The 19,961-nt window shown below is 69.8% G+C and carries 23 protein-coding genes; 4 read left to right on the top strand and 19 right to left on the bottom strand.

The window, feature by feature from the left end; translation table 11 throughout:
- Positions 1 to 28: 28 nt before the first annotated feature.
- Positions 29 to 982, bottom strand: coding sequence for a LysR substrate-binding domain-containing protein (locus tag CP975_RS22485; protein WP_425474270.1), 954 nt, complete (start codon positions 980 to 982; stop codon positions 29 to 31).
- A 133-nt stretch (positions 983 to 1,115) separates the two neighbouring features.
- On the opposite strand from CP975_RS22485, the gene CP975_RS22480 reads away from it, so the two are divergent.
- A complete protein-coding gene (locus CP975_RS22480; protein WP_030793682.1) occupies positions 1,116 to 1,670 on the top strand; it encodes a peroxiredoxin in 555 nt (184 codons plus the stop codon).
- Between the two features lie 15 nt (positions 1,671 to 1,685).
- Positions 1,686 to 2,216, top strand: coding sequence for an alkyl hydroperoxide reductase (locus CP975_RS22475; RefSeq protein ID WP_030793685.1), 531 nt, complete (start codon positions 1,686 to 1,688; stop codon positions 2,214 to 2,216).
- Positions 2,217 to 2,276: 60 nt separating this feature from the next.
- On the opposite strand, the gene CP975_RS22470 is transcribed toward CP975_RS22475, so the two are convergent.
- From CP975_RS22470 to CP975_RS22455, 4 genes are all read right to left on the bottom strand, one after another.
- The gene (locus CP975_RS22470) at positions 2,277 to 3,596 is read right to left on the bottom strand and encodes an AI-2E family transporter (protein ID WP_055532516.1); all 1,320 of its coding nucleotides are present in this window, start codon (positions 3,594 to 3,596) and stop codon (positions 2,277 to 2,279) included.
- Positions 3,597 to 3,731: 135 nt separating this feature from the next.
- Entirely contained in the window at positions 3,732 to 4,460 is a 729-nt protein-coding gene (locus tag CP975_RS22465; protein ID WP_055532518.1) for an aggregation-promoting factor C-terminal-like domain-containing protein, read from the bottom strand.
- A 398-nt stretch (positions 4,461 to 4,858) separates the two neighbouring features.
- Positions 4,859 to 6,181 (bottom strand): RNA 5'-3' helicase PhoH2, encoded by a 1,323-nt coding sequence (gene phoH2, locus CP975_RS22460; protein WP_055532520.1) that lies wholly within the window; start codon positions 6,179 to 6,181, stop codon positions 4,859 to 4,861.
- Positions 6,182 to 6,511: 330 nt separating this feature from the next.
- Positions 6,512 to 7,273: an isoprenyl transferase gene (locus tag CP975_RS22455; protein WP_055532523.1), complete on the bottom strand. Its 762-nt coding sequence runs from the start codon at positions 7,271 to 7,273 to the stop codon at positions 6,512 to 6,514.
- Between the two features lie 131 nt (positions 7,274 to 7,404).
- Here CP975_RS22455 and mgrA point away from each other — a divergent pair, with 131 nt between their 5' ends.
- On the top strand, positions 7,405 to 8,442 hold the full coding sequence (gene mgrA, locus CP975_RS22450; protein ID WP_055532525.1) for an L-glyceraldehyde 3-phosphate reductase: 1,038 nt from the start codon (positions 7,405 to 7,407) through the stop codon (positions 8,440 to 8,442).
- Positions 8,443 to 8,475: 33 nt separating this feature from the next.
- Here mgrA and CP975_RS22445 read toward each other — a convergent pair whose 3' ends face one another.
- A complete protein-coding gene (locus CP975_RS22445) occupies positions 8,476 to 8,985 on the bottom strand; it encodes a hypothetical protein (RefSeq protein ID WP_150477272.1) in 510 nt (169 codons plus the stop codon).
- 332 nt (positions 8,986 to 9,317) lie between these two features.
- Between CP975_RS22445 and CP975_RS22440 the strand changes: the two genes are divergently transcribed.
- A complete protein-coding gene (locus tag CP975_RS22440) occupies positions 9,318 to 9,692 on the top strand; it encodes a DUF192 domain-containing protein (protein WP_425474330.1) in 375 nt (124 codons plus the stop codon).
- A 211-nt stretch (positions 9,693 to 9,903) separates the two neighbouring features.
- On the opposite strand, the gene CP975_RS22435 is transcribed toward CP975_RS22440, so the two are convergent.
- From CP975_RS22435 to cpaB, 13 genes are all read right to left on the bottom strand, one after another.
- On the bottom strand, positions 9,904 to 10,266 hold the full coding sequence (locus CP975_RS22435) for a winged helix-turn-helix transcriptional regulator (protein ID WP_055532695.1): 363 nt from the start codon (positions 10,264 to 10,266) through the stop codon (positions 9,904 to 9,906).
- A 48-nt stretch (positions 10,267 to 10,314) separates the two neighbouring features.
- Complete coding sequence (locus CP975_RS22430; protein ID WP_150477270.1) at positions 10,315 to 11,139, bottom strand: class I SAM-dependent methyltransferase; 825 nt, start codon at positions 11,137 to 11,139, stop codon at positions 10,315 to 10,317.
- Positions 11,140 to 11,218: 79 nt separating this feature from the next.
- Positions 11,219 to 11,866, bottom strand: a complete 648-nt coding sequence (locus CP975_RS22425) for an OmpA family protein (RefSeq protein WP_150477269.1) — start codon at positions 11,864 to 11,866, stop codon at positions 11,219 to 11,221.
- Positions 11,867 to 11,868: 2 nt separating this feature from the next.
- The gene (locus CP975_RS22420) at positions 11,869 to 12,462 is read right to left on the bottom strand and encodes a hypothetical protein (RefSeq protein ID WP_150477268.1); all 594 of its coding nucleotides are present in this window, start codon (positions 12,460 to 12,462) and stop codon (positions 11,869 to 11,871) included.
- 32 nt (positions 12,463 to 12,494) lie between these two features.
- Entirely contained in the window at positions 12,495 to 13,103 is a 609-nt protein-coding gene (locus tag CP975_RS22415) for a pilus assembly protein TadG-related protein (protein WP_150477267.1), read from the bottom strand.
- Positions 13,100 to 13,318, bottom strand: coding sequence for a hypothetical protein (locus tag CP975_RS22410; protein WP_199783260.1), 219 nt, complete (start codon positions 13,316 to 13,318; stop codon positions 13,100 to 13,102). The genes CP975_RS22415 and CP975_RS22410 overlap by 4 nt, the downstream gene beginning before the upstream one ends.
- 327 nt (positions 13,319 to 13,645) lie before the next feature.
- A complete protein-coding gene (locus tag CP975_RS22405; protein WP_055536343.1) occupies positions 13,646 to 14,521 on the bottom strand; it encodes a DUF5936 domain-containing protein in 876 nt (291 codons plus the stop codon).
- 27 nt (positions 14,522 to 14,548) lie between these two features.
- A complete protein-coding gene (locus tag CP975_RS22400) occupies positions 14,549 to 15,496 on the bottom strand; it encodes a type II secretion system F family protein (protein WP_055536334.1) in 948 nt (315 codons plus the stop codon).
- A 34-nt stretch (positions 15,497 to 15,530) separates the two neighbouring features.
- Positions 15,531 to 16,868 (bottom strand): TadA family conjugal transfer-associated ATPase, encoded by a 1,338-nt coding sequence (locus CP975_RS22395; protein WP_055536335.1) that lies wholly within the window; start codon positions 16,866 to 16,868, stop codon positions 15,531 to 15,533.
- Between the two features lie 33 nt (positions 16,869 to 16,901).
- Positions 16,902 to 17,318 (bottom strand): TadE family protein, encoded by a 417-nt coding sequence (locus tag CP975_RS22390; RefSeq protein WP_055536336.1) that lies wholly within the window; start codon positions 17,316 to 17,318, stop codon positions 16,902 to 16,904.
- The gene (locus CP975_RS22385; RefSeq protein ID WP_055536337.1) at positions 17,315 to 18,940 is read right to left on the bottom strand and encodes a CpaE/TadZ family protein; all 1,626 of its coding nucleotides are present in this window, start codon (positions 18,938 to 18,940) and stop codon (positions 17,315 to 17,317) included. The genes CP975_RS22390 and CP975_RS22385 overlap by 4 nt, the downstream gene beginning before the upstream one ends.
- A 10-nt stretch (positions 18,941 to 18,950) precedes the next feature.
- Positions 18,951 to 19,151: a hypothetical protein gene (locus tag CP975_RS22380; RefSeq protein ID WP_055536338.1), complete on the bottom strand. Its 201-nt coding sequence runs from the start codon at positions 19,149 to 19,151 to the stop codon at positions 18,951 to 18,953.
- Positions 19,152 to 19,161: 10 nt separating this feature from the next.
- Positions 19,162 to 19,872, bottom strand: a complete 711-nt coding sequence (gene cpaB, locus CP975_RS22375; protein ID WP_055536339.1) for a Flp pilus assembly protein CpaB — start codon at positions 19,870 to 19,872, stop codon at positions 19,162 to 19,164.
- Positions 19,873 to 19,961: the final 89 nt, after the last annotated feature.

Raw genomic sequence — 19,961 nt, 5'->3', positions numbered from 1 at the left:
CGGTCGTGCGGTCGTTGCCGGTGCGGGGTCACACCACCCGCACCGGCAACGGCCGCACCGCCCCCCGCAAGGCCTCCGCCAGCTCCTCGTACTCGGCCGCCCGCGCGGCCCCCGCCCGCATCGCGAGGGCGATCCGGCGCGTCGGCGCCGGATCGGCGAAGTACCCGGTCAGCAGCTGGTTGCTGCGGCTGGTCTCCACCCGCACGGCGGTGCGCGGCAGCAGCGTCACGCCGAGCCCGCCCGCGACCAGCTGGACGAGGGTGGAGAGCCCGGCGGCGGTCGTGGTCACCGGGGCGTCCGCGCGGCCCGCCTCGCGGCAGATGTCCAGGGCCTGGTCGCGCAGGCAGTGCCCCTCGTCGAGCAGCAGCAGGTTCAGCTCCTTCAGGGCCTCGCGCGGGATGCCCTCGCGGCCGCCGAGCCAGTGGTCGAGGGGCGTGACGAGTACGAAGTCCTCGTCGAACAGCGGCAGTTCGGTCACCCCCGGCATACCGAGCGGCACCGCGAGCAGCAGCAGGTCGAGCCGCCCTGCCGCGAGCCCCTCAAGGAGCGAGGACGTCTGCTCCTCGTGCACCTGGAGGTCCAGGTCCGGGTACGTCTCGTGGACCAGCGAGATCAGCGTCGGCAGCAGATAGGGCGCGACGGTCGGGATCACGCCGAGCCGCAGCGCCCCGGTGAACGGCGCCTTGACGGCGTCCGCCTCCTCCAGGAGCGCCTCGACCTCGCCGAGGACCGCCCTGACCCGCACGGCGAGACGCTCGCCGGCCGGGGAGAGCAGCACCTTGCGCGTGGTGCGCTCCAGGAGCTGGACACCCAGTGCCTCCTCCAGCGCGGCCACGGCACCCGACAGGGCGGGCTGGCTCATCCCGATCGCGGCGGCGGCGTCCCTGAAGTGCAGATGCTCGGCCACCGCGGCGAAGGCGCGCAGCTGCGCCAGGCTGGGCTGCTTGCCGTTGCTCTGCTTGCCCCTATTTATGGCTCGCACTGATAACTACCTCCGATCAACATGACCCACTCTAGCTATTTCCCTAATCAATGCACCCTGTGCCACCATCGTCATCAGTCCAACCCCGCAGGAAAATCCCCAAAAGGGATTTTCTTCGTCGCAAGGAGTATGCGTGCTCACTGTCGGTGACAAGTTCCCCGAGTTCGACCTGACCGCCTGTGTCTCCCTGGAGCAGGGCAAGGAGTTCGAGCAGATCAACCACAAGACCTACGAGGGCAAGTGGAAGATCGTCTTTGCGTGGCCCAAGGACTTCACCTTCGTGTGCCCGACCGAGATCGCGGCCTTCGGCAAGCTGAACGACGAGTTCGCCGACCGTGACGCCCAGATCCTCGGCTTCTCCGGTGACTCCGAGTTCGTGCACCACGCCTGGCGCAAGGACCACCCGGACCTGACCGACCTGCCCTTCCCGATGCTGGCCGACTCGAAGCACGAGCTGATGCGCGCGCTCGGCATCGAGGGCGAGGACGGCTTCGCGCAGCGCGCCGTCTTCATCGTCGACCAGAACAACGAGATCCAGTTCACGATGGTGACCGCCGGTTCCGTGGGCCGTAACCCCAAGGAGGTCCTCCGGGTCCTCGACGCCCTCCAGACCGACGAGCTGTGCCCCTGCAACTGGACCAAGGGCGACGAGACCCTCGACCCGGTCGCGCTGCTCTCCGGCGAGTGAACAGGAGCCTCTGACATGGCACTCGACGAACTGAAGTCCGCCGTACCGGACTACGCCAAGGACCTGAAGCTGAACCTCGGCTCGGTCATCGGCAACAGCGACCTGCCGCAGCAGCAGCTGTGGGGCACCGTGCTGGCCTGCGCCATCGCGTCCCGCTCCCCGAAGGTGCTGCGCGAGCTGGAGCCCGAGGCCAAGGCGAACCTCTCCCCCGAGGCGTACACGGCCGCCAAGTCGGCCGCCGCCATCATGGCGATGAACAACGTCTTCTACCGCACGCGTCACCTGCTCTCCGACCCGGAGTACGGGACGATGCGCGCCGGTCTGCGGATGAACGTCATCGGCAACCCGGGTGTCGAGAAGGTCGACTTCGAGCTGTGGTCCCTCGCGGTCTCCGCGATCAACGGCTGCGGCCAGTGCCTGGACTCGCACGAGCAGGTCCTGCGCAAGGCCGGCGTCGACCGTGAGGTCATCCAGGAGGCCGTCAAGATCGCCGCGGTCATCCAGGCTGTCGGCGTCACGCTGGACTCCGAGGACGTCCTCGCGTAACACCTCATGCGAGTGGCCCGGCCCGAAACCTTGAAGGTTTCGGGCCGGGCCACTCGCATATCAAGCCTGTCCGGCGGACCTCTCCTGCGCGGCGTCCACCGCCGTGGTCCCCTGCGGCTGCGGCGCCCGCTTCTTCAGCGCCGCCTCGCGGGAGTACGACCGCAGATAGCCGACGACCGAGTTCGTGACGGCGACCAGCGGCACCGCCACGACCGCCCCGCCGATCCCGGCGACCATGCCGCCCGCGGCGACGGACAGGATCACGGCCAGCGGATGTACCCGCACCGCGCGGCCGAGGATGAACGGCTGGAGGATGTGCCCCTCGATCTGCTGCACGGCGAGGACCACGGCCAGCGCCATCACGGCGGTGAACACGCCCTGCGTGACCAGCGCGACGACCACCGCGAGGGCTCCGGAGACCACGGCGCCGACCAGCGGCACGAACGAGGCCAGGAAGATGATGACGGCCAGCGGCACGGCCATGGGCACACCGAGGAAGTAGATGCCGAGGCCGATGAAGATGGCGTCGATCATGGCCACTATCACCGTGCCGCGCACATAGGCGGTGAGCGTGCGCCAGGCCCGGGGGCCCGCGCCGGCGATGCCGGGCCGGGCGTTCGCCGGCACCAGCTTCAGGAACCACTGCCAGATGCGCTTGCCGTCGTACAGCAGGAAGAGCGTCGAGAACATCGCGAGCAGCAGGCCGGTCAGCGTCTCGACGATGACCGTCACACCTTCGAGGCCGGCGGACGTCAGCTCCTCGGTGTTGGCACCGACGGCTTCGCGCAGGCTCTTGGCGATGTCGTTGATCTGGTCCTCGGTCACGTGGAAGGGGCTGTTGAGCAGCCACTTGCGCAGGTCCTCGATGCCGTCCTGGACCTGCCCCGAGAGTTCGTCGGCGTTCTCCATGACCTGCCAGACCACGAACCAGCCGACCAGGCCCATGATGACGAAGCCGAGGATCGCGGTGACCGCCGTCGCGAGGCCGCGCGGCAGGCCGAGCCTCCTCAGCCGCGCCACCGTCGGTTGGAGCAGCGCGGTGATCAGCAGCGCCGCCACAAAGGCGAGCACCACCAGCTGGACCGCGCTGATGACCCTCATCAGGACCCAGAGCGTGCCCGCGAGGACGAGCAGCCGCCAGCCGGCCTCGGCCGCGACCCTCATCCCCCACGGCAGGGCCGCCACGGGATCGGGCCTGGCCGCCACGTCCGGCGCATACGCGGGCGGCGGCGGCACGTGCTCCTGCTCTCCGTTGGCGGGGTCGTTCGACTCATCGGCGTCCGAGTCGGCGTCCTCTTCGCGGCGCTTCTCGTTCAACCGCTCGCCCATCTCGCTCAGTCCGGCGCCGAGCCGACCGATCCACCCTGGCACTCGCGACATGATCCGTCCTCTACCCCCGTCTTTCCCCACCACTCCCCCCTGGAGCTGTCCGCACCGACCGTACACGGGAGAAACCCCCCACCGAAGGACGGTGGGGGGCTCCCGAGGTTGAGCGCGGTACGGCCGGGGAGCGGCCTAGTACCAGTTGTTCGCCTGCCAGAAGTCCCAGGCGCCGCACGGGCTGCCGTAGCGGTCGTTCATGTAGTTCAGGCCCCACTTGATCTGCGTGGCCGGGTTGGTCTGCCAGTCGGCGCCCGCCGAGGCCATCTTGGAAGCGGGCAGCGCCTGGACGAGGCCGTACGCGCCGGAAGAGGCGTTGGTGGCCTTGTAGTTCCACGTGGACTCGTGGTTGACGATGTTGCTGAAGCACTGGAACTGGCCGGCGGGCACCATCTGCCGCGCCATCGCCTGGACCTGAGCGACCGTGTAGGAGCCCTGGGGCTTGAAGCTGCCGGCGTCGCGGGTGGAGGAGCGGCTGGCCTTGGTCTCGGCCTTCTCCTCGCGCTCCTTCTTCGCGGCGGCCTTCTGGGCCGCCTCCGCCTTCTCGGCCTTCTCCGCGGCCTTCTGCTTCTCGATAGCCGAGGCGGCGGCCTGCTTGCGGGCCTCCTCCGCGGCGGTCTTCTTGGCGGCGGTGTCGGCGGCCAGGGCCTGCGCGTCGGCCTGCTGCGTCAGGGACGCGGTCTGGACCTGGGCCTGCTGACCCGCGGGGATCTCTGCGAGAAGCGTCGCGTCGCTCGCCGCTGCCTCGAAGTCGTTCGTGTTCGAGGGCTGGGTGTTGCCCGAGGCGACACCCACGACAGCTCCGACGGTGGTGACCGCGGTGGCGGATGCCACGGCGAATCCCCGGACCGAAATCCGGCTCACACGGTTTCCTTCCAGCATCGCCCGCATAGGTGACCTCGCGGACGCAATCGTGCCCCTGGCGCTGGCCTCCGCTTGCGATCGGTCACGGGAGGCACGGGCCCGGTGGACAACTCCCGCGTGGGGAGCGCCGCGTGGTGCTCGGGCGGCATGCGACGGCCACTATGAAGTTCTGGGGTTTCGTACCGCTGGGGGTACACGTGTGTCGCATGCGGGGCCTGACAGGACCCAGACTCTGCCCCAGCTCGACACCGCAAGGCAATTCTCCGTTGCGTGGGAAAGCTCACACGCCGTTTGCTCCAGGAGTTTTCCGGAAAGAGGCGCGCACGACGACGCCGCCCGGCTAGGCTCCTTCGCTTCACCGGGCGGCGCCAACTACCGCGTATACGCCGTGAACTGACTCAGATGTGGCCGTCCTCCAGCATTTCGGTCACCAGGGCCGCGATCTGCGAACGCTCGGACCGGGTGAGGGTGACGTGGGCGAAGAGCGGATGCCCCTTCAGCTTCTCGACGACGGCGACCACTCCGTCGTACCGCCCCACGCGGAGGTTGTCGCGCTGGGCGACGTCATGAGTGAGGACGACACGGGAGTTCGCCCCGATCCTGGACAGAACGGTCAGCAGGACGTTCCGCTCCAGGGATTGGGCCTCGTCCACGATCACGAACGCGTCGTGCAGCGAGCGCCCGCGGATGTGGGTGAGCGGCAGGACCTCCAGCATCCCCCGCGCGCTGATCTCCTCGATGACCTCTTTGCCCGCCACCGAACCGAGCGTGTCGAAGACCGCCTGCGCCCAGGGGCCCATCTTCTCGGCCTCGGTGCCGGGGAGGTAGCCGAGCTCCTGCCCGCCGACCGCGTACAACGGCCGGAAGACCATCACCTTCTGGTGCTGCCTGCGCTCCAGGACGGCCTCCAGGCCCGCGCAGAGCGCGAGCGCCGACTTGCCGGTTCCCGCGCGCCCGCCCATCGAGACGATCCCGATGTCCGGGTCGAGGAGCAGATCGAGGGCGATCCGCTGTTCGGCGCTCCTCCCCTTGATGCCGAAGGCCTCCCGATCGCCGCGTACGAGGCGGACGTTGCCCTCGGCCGTGACGCGGCCCAGCGCCTTGCCCCGCTCGGACTGGATGGTCAGGCCCGTGTGCACGGGCAGTTCCGCCGCCTCGGGGACGTACAGGTGGTCTTCCTCGAAGAGGAGGTCGACCTGCTCACCGGAGAGGGTCAGTTCGGACATGCCGGTCCAGCCGGAGTCCGTGATGGCCAGCTCCGCGCGGTACTCCTCGGCGAGGAGTCCGACGGACGACGCCTTGATTCTGAGCGGCAGGTCCTTGGAGACGACCGTGACGTCGTACCCCTCGGCCTGGAGGTTGCGGGCTACGGCGAGGATGCGGGAGTCGTTGTCCCCCAACCGGTAACCGGCCGGGAGCACGCCGGGATCGGAGTGGTTGAGCTCGACGCGCAGCGAGCCGCCCAGATCCCCGATCGGGATCGGGGCGTCCAGGCGGCCGTGCCGGATGCGGAAGTCGTCCAGCAGGCGCAGCGCCTGCCGGGCGAAGTAGCCGAGCTCCGGATGGTGCCGCTTGGCCTCCAGCTCCGTCACCACGACGACGGGCAGCACGACTTCGTGCTCGTCGAAGCGGGTCAGGGCGTTCGGATCGGCCAGCAGGACGCTGGTGTCGAGAACATAGGTGCGCCTGTCGGGCATGCGGCGCTTTGTGCTGGTCACCACGGAAGGACGTACCCCCTCGGATGAGGTCGGGGAGCGACGGGAGGGATTCCGGGCGGGCCGGCGGGTGTGATCCAGGCCCGGCGCGGCCGCGATGCGCGGGCCGAGCGCCGGCCCTCCACGTCGCCCGCGCTGCTCACACGGTCGTCCTGGTGCAAAGGGCCTCCCGGGCGGACGGCCTCATGGCGTCCGCTGAGATACGACGTCCCTTTCGGGTACTGCTAGGACGTCGACCTGGAAGGCTTATTCCCTCGAACAAGCGCAGCCATGCCAGGGCATATGACGACGCGTTGGTTAACTCCGGGTGACCCCGGCCTCAGGGGCGTGCGGGTGTCAGCCGCCGTAGCGGCGGTGGCGGGCCGCGTAATCGCGCAGCGCACGCAGGAAGTCGACCTTCCGGAAGGCCGGCCAGAAGACCTCGCAGAAGTAGTACTCGGAGTGAGCGGACTGCCAGAGCATGAAGCCCGACAGGCGCTGTTCGCCACTCGTACGGATCACCAGGTCGGGGTCCGGCTGGCCGCTGGTGTAGAGGTGCTTGGAGATGAGGTCGATGTCGACGCTCTCCGCGATCTCCTCCAGGCTGGTGCCCTTGTCGGCGTGGTCCAGGAGCAGCGAGCGCACCGCGTCGGCGATCTCCTGGCGGCCGCCGTAACCGACCGCGACGTTGACCAGTATCCCGGTGTTGTCGTGGGTGGCCTGTTCGGCTTCCTTCAGGACGGCCTGGGTGCGGGCGGGCAGCAGGTCGAGGGCGCCGACGTGGTGCACGCGCCAGCGGCCGTCGGCGACGAGCGAGCGGACGGTGGCCTCGATGATGCCGAGGAGCGGGGTCAGCTCCTCCTCGGGCCGGTCGAGGTTGTCGGTGGAGAGCATCCACAGCGTGACGACCTCGACGTCGGTCTCGGCGCACCAGCCGAGGAACTCCTCGATCTTGTGCGCGCCGGCCTGGTGGCCCTGTGCGGTGGTCCCGCCGGACGCCTTCGCCCAGCGGCGGTTGCCGTCGAGGATGACCCCGATGTGCTTGGGCACCTGGTCGTGGTCGAGGCGGCCTTCCACCCGGCGTGCGTAAAGTCCGTACACCAGGTCGCGCAGGTTCACGTGTGTCAGCCCCTCCAGCAGATGGCGGTCCTCAAGGGGTGCGCCTAGGGCAGTCCCCGAGGGCGACACCCTACCGCTGCGGAGGCCTCCCACCGAAGTCGGGTCGGCGCCGCTGAAGTAGCTTCATCCCCATGAACGACACGTCTTTGTACCGCGCGGCGGCGGACCGCTACGACTCGATGGAGTACCGGCGTACGGGCCGCAGCGGACTGAAGCTGCCCGCGGTCTCCCTCGGCCTCTGGCACAACTTCGGTGACGACAAGTCCCTGGACACGCAGCGCGCGATCCTGCGCCGCGCCTTCGACCTGGGCGTCACGCACTTCGACCTGGCGAACAACTACGGCCCCCCGCCCGGCTCGGCGGAGCTGAACTTCGGCAAGCTCTTCGCACAGGATTTCGCCTCGTACCGCGATGAGCTGATCATCTCGACCAAGGCGGGCTACCTCATGCACCCCGGCCCGTACGGCGAGTGGGGCAGCCGCAAGTACCTGCTCTCCTCGCTGGACGCCTCGCTGTCGCGGATGGGCCTCGACTACGTCGACATCTTCTACTCGCACCGCTTCGATCCGGACACCCCGCTGGAGGAGACGATGGGCGCGCTCGCGTCCGCGGTCCAGCAGGGCAAGGCGCTCTACGTGGGCGTCTCCTCGTACGACAGCGAGCAGACCGCCGAAGCGGCGCGGCTGCTGCGGGAGATGGGCGTGCCGGCGCTCATCCACCAGCCGTCGTACTCGATGATCAACCGCTGGACCGAGGAGGACGGCCTCCTCGACACGCTGGAGCGCGCCGGGATGGGCTGCATCTCCTTCGTGCCGCTCGCCCAGGGGCTGCTCACCAACAAGTACCTGAAGGGCATTCCGGAGGGTTCGCGCGCGACACAGGGCAAGTCCCTGGATCCGGACCTGCTGAGCGACGAGGTCGTGCGCCGGCTCAACGGGCTGAACGACATCGCCGCGGCCCGCGGCCAGTCGCTCGCCCAGCTCGCCCTCAACTGGGTGCTCCGCGACGAGCGGATGACCTCGGCCCTGATCGGCGCCTCCAGCGTGAAGCAGCTGGAGGAGAACGTGGCGGCGCTGGCCGGCCCGAAGCTGACGGACGCGGAGCTCTCGGCCATCGACACGTTCGCGGTCTCGACGCCCGGCACCAACATCTGGGCCGGGCGCGGCTGAGAGGGGTCGCCCTGGCGGCTGAGAGGGGTCGTCCTAGGGGCGCGGGCGGTTGAACCAGGCGCCCGCGGTCCCCTGGGCGAGCAGGATGATCACCGCGATGGCGCCGAGGAGCGGCACGAGGCCGCCGGGGTTGCCGCCCGCCGCCCCGGCGAGCGCGCTCAGGGCGTGGAGCGCCATCAGGACGATGCAGGCCACGCGGAGACCGCCGCCCCCCTTCGGGAACCGGAAGGCCAGGCCGGCGGCCACCATGAGCAGGAAGTTCACCCCGACGGCGGCGCCCGCGGTCTCCGAGTCGCCCGTGGCGGCGATCCCTATCGAGCCGATGATGACGAGGCCGGCGAGCACCCAGAGGACGATCCGCGCGGCTCGGACGGAGCCGGGCATCCGCTGCGGCGCCATCGGGCCGTAGGCGTACGCGGGGTCCTGGGACGGGCCGGGGTAAGTCGGCAGGCCTGGCTGGGGGTTGTTCGGAGGGCCGGGCTGGGGGTGGCCCTGGGGGGTGACCTGCGGATTCTGCTGCGGCGGGGGGAAATCGTTCGACATGTCCCTGACCATAACGGGGAGGGCGGCGGCCTTGATCGACGGGCTCCGGCGCGCGGGCACAAAAAACGGGCCGGTCCGTGGGGGGGAGACGGACCGGCCCGAGGGGGGGTTTCCACCATAACCCTTCGTAAGTGATGCTGCGTGCATTGGCGCTCCACAACTACTCTCCGAGACCGCGCGACAACTGCGAGACCCCGTTCTTCCGGCGGAATACGGGGTTCAGAGGCGGATTTCGGCCGCGCACGGCAGTACTCCTCACGGGGGACCCCGGATGGCGTCGCGTCCTTGACGCGCCGGGTGTACGGACCGCTAATTTCGCGGGCATGGCGACGATGAGGGTCATCGAGTCCGAGGGCCGGCCGGCGGGGAACTCGGCGGAGGCCTCCGCTGAGCCCCCTCTGGAGGTCCCGCTGGAGATCGCGGACTCGGCTGGGGCGCGGCGGCGGGGGCTGCTCGGGCGGGCGGGTGTGACGGGAGCGCTGCTGCTGACGCCGGCGAGGAGCGTGCACACCGTGCGGATGCGGTTCGCCATCGATGTGGCGTATCTGGACCGTGAGCTGCGGGTGCTGGCCGTCCGTACGATGCGTCCGGGTCGCCTCGGGCTGCCGCGACCGCGCGCCCGGCATGTGATGGAGGCGGCGGCAGGGGCGATGGCGGGGTGGGGCGTACGCCGGGGCGCGCGGATCGTCGTACGCGACGCGGGATGACGGCTCGCGGTGCCGCGCGGCCCCCTCCACCGCACGGCACCGCACGCACAGCTTTGCTTGCGCGAATTAGCCTTGGTCTGAACTTACGTGACGCTCAGGGGCAGATCGAGCCAGTATTGATAACGATGCGGAATCAAGGCTTCGATTCTGGCCCGTACGTCATGGTGTGGGCGGTACAGGGGTTTTGCCCCAGTCCCTACCAATCGCCCCGTCAGGCGGCGTTCGACGGCTTGCCCTCTTTGCTCGCCACGATCTGCCGCATGTGCTGGTCGCCCCACAACCCCAGGGGCCGCAGCGCCGCGTTGAGGGACTGGCCGAGGTCGGTCAGGGAGTACTCGACCTTCGGCGGCACCTCCCGGTAGACCTCGCGGTGCACGATGCCGTCCGACTCCAGCTCCCGCAGCTGCTGGATCAGCACCTTCTCGCTGACGGCCGGGATATGCCGCTTCAGCTCCCCGAAGCGCAGCGTCCTGCCCGCGTGCAGGGCCCACAGGATCATCGGCTTCCACTTGCCGCCGACGACATCCACCGCGGCGTCGAGCCCACAGGCGTACGGCCCTCGTTCCTTCGCCACGGCCAACTCCTCTGCTCGCTGGGTCACTTACCGGAAGGACAGTACAGACTACGCCCGTACAGGCTTGCGGAGTTCGAAGAGGTGGCGGGCGCTGTGGGCGACGAATGGCCCCTCCGTCTGGATCCGGTCGTGCAGCTCGCGCAGCCGCGGCCGGTACTTCTCCACGCTGAAGTCGGGGACCATCCACACCACCTTGCGCAGGAAGTGGACGACGGCTCCGATGTCGAAGAACTCCATCCGCAGCCGTTCGGCCCGCAGGTCCACGACCTCCAGGCCCGCCGTCTCGGCCTCGGCGCGCTCGCGGTCCGGATGGCGGCCGTTCCTGACTTCCTCGGACTGCGGCCCGAGGAAGTACTCGACGACCTCGAAGACGCTGGCGGGTCCGACGTGCTGCGCGAAGTACGTGCCGCCGGGGCGGAGCACGCGGGCGATCTCGTCGAAGCGGGCCCGCACCGGGTGCCGGCTGGTGACAAGGTCGAAGGCGCCGTCCGCGAAGGGCAGCGGCGCGTCCTCCGGCGACGCGACGACGGCCACGCCGCGCGGATGCAGGAGGGCGGTGGCCTTGGCGACGTTCGCGGGCCAGCCCTCCGTGGCGACGGCGAGCGGCGGCAGGGTGGCCGCGGAGGCCAGTACCTCGCCGCCGCCGGTCTGGATGTCGAGCGAGGCCTCCGCCCGCGCGAGGCGCTCCGCCATCGCCTCGGCATACCGCCACGAGGGGCGTGCCTCGGTGGCCCTGCCCTCGAACCACGAGAAGTCCCAGCCTTCGGTGGGCGCGGCCTCGGCTTCGGCGAGGAGGTCGTCGAAGGTGGTGGGGGTGGTGGCGGAGCCGGTGGGACCAATGGGACCAGTGGGGCCAGCGGGGTGGGCGCTCATGAAGCAATCCTGGCATCCGTTGCGGTGCGGCACATCCGGGTTTCGCGCGCGCCGCGTCGCGGCCGTGCCGGTGAGGGGGTCAGCCGTTGGTGCCGGTGGGCGCCGTCCCGCGGGGGAAGGAGACCTCCACGCGCCGGTTCTTCTTGCGACCCTCCTCCGAGCCGTTGTCCGCGATCGGGTAGTCCTCGCTGTAGCCGCGTACGGAGAACGTGACCTCGGGGCCGAGGTGGCCGGCCAGTTCGTCGTGCACGGCTTCCGCGCGCTGTCGGGAGAGTTTCTTGCCGTGGCCGTAGGAGCCGAGGTTGTCCGTGAAGCCGAACACTCTGACGTCCGTGGCCTTCTGCGCCTTGGCCTCCTCGGCGATCGCCTTTATACGGGCGTTCGCCTCCGGGTTCAGCTTCGCGCTGTCCTTGGGGAAGAGGACCTCGGCCTGCAACGCGAACTTCACGTCCGTGTTGGTGTCCTCGCGCCGCTCCTCGCCGCCGAGGTCCTCGACGACCGACTTGATGTCCAGCACCTTGGCGGGCGCGAGCGTGGCCCCGTCGGCAAGCTTCAGCCCCGGGCTGTTGGAGTCGACCTCGGGGGGTGGGGAGGTGGTGGTGCTGCCGGGGGGTGAGCTGGGGTCCCCTTCGTCGGCCCAGGCGGGCGCGGGGCCGAGGAGGAGGGCCAGGGCGGTGAGGGTGACGGCGCCGGCGGTTCGGAGGGGGTGGGAGGGGTGGGGGGTCATGGTTATTCGCCCTCGGAGATTTTGATGGGGGCGGGGGGCATGGCGCCGACTTGGAAGTCGACCTTGGTCGTGCCCTCAGGGGGGGCTGGGAACTGAGCAAACCAGTCGACCGACTGCCCGGAAAGCACACCACCGGTAAATCGTGTGCACAGGCAACGCCCCTGTGTGTCCCGGAGGATGAGGTACTTCTTCTTGCCTGCGGCGTCCACGAGACTGGCCCCCGCCATCGAGCCCCCGTTCTTGGTCAACTCGCGCTCATCGCCTCGCCAACTGGCAGCCACCCAGGCCTTACCGCTTCCATTCGTCACAGTTCCCTCGACGGTAAGGAATCCACCATCGTCGCGCTTGGCCGATGTCACCTTGAGAGTCAGCCCGGACTCTCCCTTGACCTCGGCCAGCGTGCTCCCTTCTGCGGGCTTTTGGGGCTGCCCACGACCCTTGCTCTCTCCGTCAGTCTTGGTATTGGACGACTTCTTTTCCGACGTGGGCTTTTCGTCACCCCCACCGCCGCAGCCAGCGACCGTGAGGACCAGCCCCGTCGTGATCGCCACAGCGGTCAATGCCCTGCGGGTCAGCATGGCGCGCCGAATGCTCATGGCTACCGCTTCCTTCTTTCGTCGATCTCCGGTCAGTCGGCCAGGTGGACAGAGAAGAGGACGGATGCGTCGGGCAGATCATCCAGTTCGAAGTCGTCCGGGTCGATCTCGAAGGACTCCCCGCCCTCGCAGTCGAATTCCACGGCCTTCTCCGGGTCGGCCGACGGATCGATGCCACATCGCGGTTTCACGATGGCGGTGGCGTCGGCCTTGGCGTGTTTGGATTCAGTACCCGGGATGATCGAATCGCCGACGGTGTACGTGGTCTCGATCTCCGCACGGAAGCCCGGGTAGCCGTTCACCTCAGCGGGCCCGAAGCCGATCACGGTGGAGTCGTTCTCCGCGGCAAGCGTCTCCGCCGCGACTCGCGCCCCCTCGCCGGTGAACTTCTCACCGGCGAGCCAGTCGGGCCAGTCGTCCCCTCCACCAATGGACAGCTCCAAGCCGCCCATGAGTTCGTCTCTGGCCTCCTGCGCGGCCGCTAATGCTGCTGCGTCAGCGGCGGATTGTGCGCCGTTTCGGGCCGAGGCAGCCTGAGCGAACGCGAAGAAGGCGAATGCAACAAAGAGCAGAACCCCCGTCAACCAGACATAGATCGGGAGAGTCTGCCCTCGGTCGCTCTTCGACAGGTGCGAGATCAACCGCCGATGACGTTGTTGACCGCATCGAGGATCGCGCCCGAGATCAGGCCGTCGAGACCCAGCCCATCGATCAACGTAAAGATCCCCGCAATAAGAATCATGAGCCCCGCATACTCCACAAACCCCGCCCCCGCATCCCGATCCCTCCCCCGGACCCGGGATGCCACCGTCACCGACCAGTCGACCCAGACTCTGAGCACGCGTTCCTTCAGCACGACGGCCCCTTCTCGTCCACCCGATTCCGCGACGGCCGCAACCTCCGGCGGTGTCGTCATGGGCAACGTACGCGACAACACGTGTTTCGGCAGCCACTCTGCGCAACCCGCGCCCTAACAGGCGTCGCCCGCCCGCAAGTTGGCGGATTCCCTTCCCTCTCTTCGAGATCACCATGCACGAAGCCCCCTCCCGCGAACCGCGGACCGTGAACTCAGAGCCGACTGTCCCACATCGCATTGCATCCGCGAAGGGGTTTCGCACAGTTGACGCAGTCGATGCAGATGAAGCAGTTGAAGCAGCCGACGCAGTTGCTGAACGACGCATGCTCAGCGCCCCAGAATCGAACCGAAGTCCGAACCCGAGCCGAGGAACATGCCCGCCGCGATAAGGATCATCGTGGCCGGGAGCATGAAGACCAGGGTCACCAGCGTCGCCTTGGGGATGGTTTTCGCCGCCCTGCGGCGGGAGTTCTGCGCGTCCGTGCGGCGCATGTCCGTCGCGATCTGGATCAGCGTGTCCGCGATCGGCGAACCCAGTTCCTCGCCCTGCTGGAGCGCGGAGACGAACTGGGCGACCTGCTCGGACGCGTTGCGGCGGCGGAGTTCGTCGAAGGCCTGGCGGCGGCTGACGCCCATGTCCATCTGGCGCAGGGTGATGCGCAGTTCGTCCGCCCACGGACCCTCGTACCGTTCCGCGACCCGGTCCAGCGCCTGGCGGAAACCGAGGCCCGCCGAGACCACCACCGCGAGGACGTCCAGGAAGTCCGGCAGGGTGCGGTCGATGACCTCGCGGCGTTCGCGGATGGCCTGCCAGATCAGGGCGTCCGCCGCCGTCACCCCGAACGCGAAGGTCAGGAGACCGAAGAGCACGGCGCCGTTCGTCAGGAACACCAGGCCCATCACCACGCCGAAGATGCCGTAGACCGCTCTGCGCGCCGCATAGCGGTCGATCGTCAGGCCTCCCGGGTTGCCCGCCATGTCGATCCTGCGGCGTTTGGCGTCCACCCGCTTCGGGCCCATCAGGCGCAGGACGAAGGGCGCGAAGCGCATGCCCAGGCGGTCCACCGCCGAGCCCGCCGTCGAGACGCGCGTAGCGCCTACCTCCAGGGCTATCGCCAGGTCCGAGGGGAGTTTCGCCTCCGCGCGGTACATGCGGATGCCCTGGCACACTCCCGCCACCGCCAGGCCCATCACGGCCGCCATCGCCAGACCGAACACGTCGACCGCTCCCTACACTTCGATCTTGCCGAGGCGTCTGATCACGAAGAAGCCCACCGCGTACAGGCCGAGCGCGATCAGGATCAGCGTCTGGCCCATGGGGGAGCCGGTCACCCGTTCCAGAGCGCCCTCGTTGGAGGAGTTGATCAGGAGCAGGGAGCCCAGGCCGAGCAGCGGGACCGTGAACGCCGTCGCGTGGACCTCCGACAGCATCGTGCGGACCTCGCGCCGGGTCTCCTTGCGGTCCTCCAGGGTCTGGGTGAGGTTCCGCAGGGAGTTCACCACTGTGCCGCCCGCCTTGTTCGAGAGGACGAGTGTCGTGACGAGGACTATCAGCTCGCGGGAGGGGAGGCGGGCCGCCAGCTCGCCCAGGGTGTCGTCGATCGAGCGGCCGAGCGTCAACTGGTCGGCGACGTGGGACAGTTCCTCGCCGGCGGGAGCCTCGAGCTCTTCCGCCGCCATCGCCAGGGATGTACGCAGGGCCAGTCCGGCCGCCGTCGCGTTGGCCAGGATGCGTGCCACGTCCGGGAGTTGGTTGATGAACGCCTCGATGCGCTTCTGGCGCTGCCAGTTGAGGAAGGCGACCGCGCTCCATATCGCCACGATGCCCGCGATCGGGCCGAAGAAGGGCGCGAGCGTCGCCGCCGCGATCAGCCAGAGCGCCGCCACGACCGCGACGACGTAGGTGAAGAACTCGCCCGCGGTCAGGTCGAGCCCCGTCGAGGAGAGCCGCAGCTGGATCGACCTGCCGAGGCGCGTGCGACGCAGGCGGCGGTCGACGCCCGCGAAACGGCGCGCGCGGCCGGGCGGGCCGCCGTCCCCGCTGCCGGGGCCGAGCGCCAGCCGGTCGACGAGCGCCTGGCGCTGGGCGCGCCCGGACGCGTACGAGTGGACACCCGCGACGGCGAGCGTGCCGCACAGGATCGTGGCGCCCAGGGCGAGCAGCGCGGGGTTGTTCATCGGGCGCCGCCTTCCTCGCTCGGGGACGGGCCGGTCATCCGATCGCCTCCCTCGTGTCCAGGACGTCGATCGCCTCCGCCACGCCGTACGCCGGCGGTACCGGCTCGCCCGCGCCGTACAGCTTGTCGGCGATCTCGCGGGGCAGGGGCAGGTGTTCGAACCAGCCGCGCACGACCCGGTCGGGGCCGATCGGCTGGGCCACGAAGCGGGTGACGGGCGCGATGCGGAACTGCTGGCGGCCGTGCGAGACGAGCAGCACGATCTCGGAGACCTTGCGGGAGCCGTCGCTGTGCCGGGCGAGCTGGACGACCACGTCGACGGCGGAGTTGATCTGGTCCTTCAGCGCCTCGAAGGGGATCTGGACCTCCGACATGGAGCCGAGGGTCTGGAGGCGCATCAGGGCGTCCTCCGCGGTGTTCGCGTGGACGGTGGCGAGGGAGCCGTCGTGGCCGGTCGACATGGCCTGGAGCATGTCGAGGGTCTCGCCGCCGCGGACCTCGCCGACGATGATGCGGTCGGGGCGCATGCGCAGGCTGTTGCGCACGAGGTCGCGGATGGTGATCTGGCCCTTGCCCTCGACGTTGGCGGGGCGCGATTCGAGGCGGATGACGTGGTCCTGCTGGAGCTGGAGTTCCGCGGAGTCCTCGATGGTGATGATGCGTTCGTGGGCCGGGATCAGACCGGAGAGGGCGTTGAGGAGGGTGGTCTTGCCGCTGCCCGTGCCGCCGCTGACGATGAGGTTGAAGCGGGCGCGCACGAACGCCGCGAGCAGCATCAGCATGTGCTCGTCGAGTGAGCCGAGGCCGATCAGTTCGGGGAGCGTGTAGGCGCGGGGGAAGCGGCGGATGGTGAGGGTGGCGCCGGTGAGGGCGAGCGGCGGGATGATGACGTTGACGCGCTCGCCGGTGGGCAGGCGGGCGTCGACCATGGGGTTCGACTCGTCGACGCGTCGGTTGACCGTCGAGACGATGCGTTCGATGGTCTGCATGAGCTGGTCGTTCGAGGCGAAGCGGAGCGGGAGCTGTTCCACGCGGCCGGCGCGCTCCACGAAGACCGAGTCGGGGCCGTTGACCATGATCTCGGTGATGGAGGCGTCGGCGAGGAGCGGTTCGAGGACGCCGAGGCCGAGTGCTTCGTCCACGACGCGGCGGATCAGCTGGGCGCGTTCGGAGGTGGAGAGGACGGGTCCCTCGCGGCTGATGATGTGGCCGAGGACGCGCTCCAGGCGGACGCGGCGGTCCGCGGCGGTGAGCGACGACATCTCGGCGAGGTCGATCTCCTCCAGGAGCTTGGAGCGGTAGACGGCGACGAGGCCGTCGTCGCGGCTCGGCTCGGTCTGGTGGGTGGGGGCCACGCGGTCGCGCAGGCTCATGGCGTCCTTCAACCTCCTTCAGGGGTACGGGGTTCAGTACTCGGCGTCGTCGTCGTTGGGCATGGTGGCCTCCTTGGTGACGCTCCAGCCCGCGTCCACGAAGGGGAGCAGCGTCGGCACCTGGACCTCGACCGTGGCGGTCGTCGTGTCGCCGCCCGAGCCGACCGCGACGGAGGCATCCAGACCGCCGTCCATCGCCGCTGCCCCGGCCGCCTCCCCCGAGTCGCCCTGCGAGGCCGCGCGGGCCGCAGCGCGGGCGCCGGAGCCCGCCTGGTTGGCGGCGTAGCCGACCAGGCCGAGCTGGATCGCGGCGAGGCCGACGAGGAGCAGGATCGGCAGGAAGCCGGCGAACTCCAGCATCGATACCCCGCGGTCGCCCCAGCGGCGGGGTGCTCCTCGGCCGCCCCGGCGGCGGGGCCTCAGGAACCGCGGAGACCTCGGCGCCCTCATCCGTCGTCCCCCTCCTTCGCCGCGCCCGCCTTCCCGTCGACGTGCCACCCCGCGTCGAAGCCGGGGAAGAACACCGGGACGTCCACCGACACGGTGGCCTTCCACACCGCGCCCTCGTCCACGCAGGAGACCTCAGCGCCCTGCCAGGCGGCGGGCAGGTGCTCCTGGGCCGCGGCGGAGCAGGCGCCGGCCTCGCCTTCCCCGGCCGCGTACGCCGCCGTGGCCGCCCGTGCCGCCTCGTCCGCGGCGTTCCCGGCGAGGGAGTACGTGTAGCCGTACAGGGTGCACTGCCAGAGGATCGCCATGACCGTGAGGAGCAGCGGGAACATCCCGGCGAATTCGAGGGTGACCGCGCCGCGGTCGCCGGTGGCCGCCTTCCTCCGCAGGGTGAGGCCGCCGCGCTTGCCGGCGTTGGCCTTGTCCGCGTCGATGAGGCCCAGCTCGCCCGCGAGACCCCACAGCGCCTGTTTCACCGAGGAGCGGCTGTCGAGGTCCTGCATGCGGCCCGCGTCCACGGCGGCCTGGAGTTCCTTGAACGCGGCGGGCACGGTGGTGCGGGCCACGCGGGTGCCGGTGACGCGTTCCACCAGGGAGGGCTGGATCTCCGTGCCCTTGCCGTGGCGGTTGACGACCGTGAGGGTCTCCTCGGCCTTGCGGATCTGGAGGCGGTCCCACAGCCGCACCATCCGCTTGGCGGCGCGTACCGCGACGACGTCGGGGGTGAGGAGCAGCAACGCGTGGTCGGCGAGTTCGACGGCGGTGGCGCTCGCGGCGGTGACGTAGGCGCCGCAGTCGACGACCACGACGTCGTAGCGGGCGCGCAGGGAGCCGAGGATCTGCCGGGTGACCCGGTCGGTGACCTCCTCGCCGCGCTCGCCCTCGGCGGGGGCGAGGAGCAGGCCGATGCCGCTCTCGTGGGTGTAGACGGCGTCCTGGAGTACGCGGGGCGTGATGTCGGTGATGGCGGCGAGGTCGACGACCGAGCGGCGGAACTGTACGTCCAGGTAGGAGGCGACGTCGCCGGACTGGAGGTCGAGGTCGAGGAGGGCGGTGGTGCGGCCCGACGCCTGTGCGGCGAGGGCGAGTTGGACGGCCGTCAGGGTCGTCCCGACGCCGCCCTTGGCCCCGCTGACCGTGACGACGGTGCCCGCGCCGCCGGGCGCCCCGGGCCCGCCCGTACCGCCGCCGTACAGTTCGAGCCCCCCGCTGCCGAGGTGGCGCCGCATGCCTGCGGACCAGGCCGCGGCGGCCTGGACGCGTTCGGCGAGGGCGTCGTAGGCGAGCGGGAAGCCGACGATGCCGCGTGCCCCGGAGTCCATGGCGGCCGTGAGGGTGCCCGGGCTGGTGTCGGCGGTGATCAGGACGACGCCGACGGCGGGGAAGCGCAGGACGAGGTCGCGGATGAGGTCGAGCGCCGGGGCCGGCCCGATCCGCTCGTGGACGAGGACGACTTCCGGCAGCTCGTCGACGGACTCGGCGGCGAGGCGCGCGAGGGTGTCGAGCAGCGCGGTGGAGTCACCGACGGGCAGGGAGGGCTCGGCGTCGGGCAGCTGCCCGGTCAGCGTGGACAACGCGCGGGCGGCCTCGATGTCCCCCACGGCCGGCAGGATCCGAGTAGCCATGCGAGACCTCCTACTTGTCCTCGTCGAAGGTGCATGCCCGACCGCACGGCGACAACACCACACCGCCACCCGCACCCGAAAAAGCCGACCACACACGGAAGGCGAGCACCACGGCCCAGGCCGACACCGCGTCCGGCAGCCTGCCGGTGCACGCAGACAGCACGCGGGCGGCCTCGATGTCCCCCACGGCGGGCAGGATCCGAGTGGCCATGCGAGACCTCCTACTTGTCCTCGTCGAGGGTGTACGTCCGGTCCCGCGGCGGGACCGTCGGGTCGCCGCCCGCGCCGATGAGGGCGAGGCGGACGTGCGTGGCGAACGACTCGGCGTACGCGACGCGCTGCGCGTCCGCCGTGCCGAGGGCGAACGTGATCGGCACGGCCTCGCTCGCCCTGCGGCGCGTGCGGTCGTCCTGGTCCGGTTCGAGCGGGGTCAGCTTGCCGACGTCGAGGACCTTGGCGCCCTCCACGATGACTTTGGACTGGTCCTTCGCCTTGTCGCTCTCGCCCTTGAAGGTGGCGTAGATGTTGACCGTCGAGCCGGGCGTGATCTTGCCCGCGACGCCGGTCGCCGCATCGATCATGATGGCGATCTCCTGCTGTCCCGGGCCGAGTTCGGGCCGCTTGACGATCATGTCGGACTGGAGCAGCGAACCCTCGCGGAGCTGGGTGACGGCGATCTTGCCGCGGATCTCACGGAGGTTGGTGACGGCGTTGTCGGAGAGCCACCGCTCGGGCATCTCGACCTTCTCGAACTGCTCGGCGGTCAGTTCCTTGTAGGGCGCGATGTCCCCTTTGAGCTTGTACGCGGTGACCTCGGGGCCCACTTTCGAGTTCACGTCACGGATCACCGAGAGGACGCCCGCGAACGCGCCGAACGCGCACAGGACCGACAGGACCAGCAGGATGACGCCGCGGCGCTGGCGTGAGTTCATGGGCCGGACTACCTCGATCGAGTGCGGGTGGCTACGGACAGTGAGCGGGGTGGCGCGTCGTCGGTCGCGGGTCGCGTACGAGGGTGGGG

Source organism: Streptomyces alboniger, from assembly GCF_008704395.1.
Taxonomy (GTDB): domain Bacteria; phylum Actinomycetota; class Actinomycetes; order Streptomycetales; family Streptomycetaceae; genus Streptomyces; species Streptomyces alboniger.
Note: the sequence above shows the minus strand (reverse complement) of the source record. Positions and strands in the feature narration are given on the sequence as shown.

Coding starts and splice junctions, on each gene's coding strand:
- CP975_RS22475 (WP_030793685.1), top strand. CDS start 1,686: ATGGCACTCGACGAACTGAAGTCCGCCGTACCGGACTACGCCAAGGAC.
- CP975_RS22470 (WP_055532516.1), bottom strand. CDS start 3,596: ATGTCGCGAGTGCCAGGGTGGATCGGTCGGCTCGGCGCCGGACTGAGC.
- mgrA (WP_055532525.1), top strand. CDS start 7,405: ATGAACGACACGTCTTTGTACCGCGCGGCGGCGGACCGCTACGACTCG.
- CP975_RS22445 (WP_150477272.1), bottom strand. CDS start 8,985: ATGTCGAACGATTTCCCCCCGCCGCAGCAGAATCCGCAGGTCACCCCC.
- CP975_RS22440 (WP_425474330.1), top strand. CDS start 9,318: ATGAGGGTCATCGAGTCCGAGGGCCGGCCGGCGGGGAACTCGGCGGAG.
- CP975_RS22430 (WP_150477270.1), bottom strand. CDS start 11,139: ATGAGCGCCCACCCCGCTGGCCCCACTGGTCCCATTGGTCCCACCGGC.
- CP975_RS22425 (WP_150477269.1), bottom strand. CDS start 11,866: ATGACCCCCCACCCCTCCCACCCCCTCCGAACCGCCGGCGCCGTCACC.
- CP975_RS22420 (WP_150477268.1), bottom strand. CDS start 12,462: ATGAGCATTCGGCGCGCCATGCTGACCCGCAGGGCATTGACCGCTGTG.
- CP975_RS22405 (WP_055536343.1), bottom strand. CDS start 14,521: ATGGCGGCCGTGATGGGCCTGGCGGTGGCGGGAGTGTGCCAGGGCATC.
- CP975_RS22400 (WP_055536334.1), bottom strand. CDS start 15,496: ATGAACAACCCCGCGCTGCTCGCCCTGGGCGCCACGATCCTGTGCGGC.
- CP975_RS22395 (WP_055536335.1), bottom strand. CDS start 16,868: ATGAGCCTGCGCGACCGCGTGGCCCCCACCCACCAGACCGAGCCGAGC.
- CP975_RS22390 (WP_055536336.1), bottom strand. CDS start 17,318: ATGAGGGCGCCGAGGTCTCCGCGGTTCCTGAGGCCCCGCCGCCGGGGC.
- CP975_RS22385 (WP_055536337.1), bottom strand. CDS start 18,940: ATGGCTACTCGGATCCTGCCGGCCGTGGGGGACATCGAGGCCGCCCGC.
- CP975_RS22380 (WP_055536338.1), bottom strand. CDS start 19,151: ATGGCCACTCGGATCCTGCCCGCCGTGGGGGACATCGAGGCCGCCCGC.
- cpaB (WP_055536339.1), bottom strand. CDS start 19,872: ATGAACTCACGCCAGCGCCGCGGCGTCATCCTGCTGGTCCTGTCGGTC.